This window comes from Paraburkholderia sp. SIMBA_053, from assembly GCF_046534895.1.
Taxonomy (GTDB): Bacteria; Pseudomonadota; Gammaproteobacteria; order Burkholderiales; family Burkholderiaceae; genus Paraburkholderia; species Paraburkholderia caledonica.
The window spans coordinates 1-287 of the sequence record NZ_JAWRXU010000462.1 but is presented as its reverse complement, the minus strand read 5'-3'; the positions used below and the strand labels follow the sequence as shown (position 1 = coordinate 287).

The following is a 287-nucleotide window of genomic DNA, read 5'->3' as shown; positions in this document are numbered from 1 at the left end:
AGAATTTGCCGGACTCGGCTCACGTTAATGTGACGGTGTTTAATCGGCGGGTGTTGCTGACTGGGGAAGTGGCGGGCGAGGTTTCGAAGGCTCGGGCTGAATCGGTTTTGCGTAGCCTCAATAACGTGAATGCGATCATTAATGAGTTGACGGTTGCGCCGGCGAGTTCTTTCTCTTCGCGTAGTAACGATACCTATCTGGAAGGGCGCGTGAAGACGGCGCTGATCGCCGAGAAGGATATTTCGTCGAATAACTATAAGGTGGTTTGTGAGCGTGGTTCTATCTAT

General features: G+C 51.6%; 1 protein-coding gene. It reads left to right on the top strand.

Features of this window, described 5'->3' with window-relative positions:
• On the top strand, nt 1-287 hold a 287-nt coding region (locus SB753_RS36425), incomplete at both ends, for a BON domain-containing protein (RefSeq protein WP_410804971.1).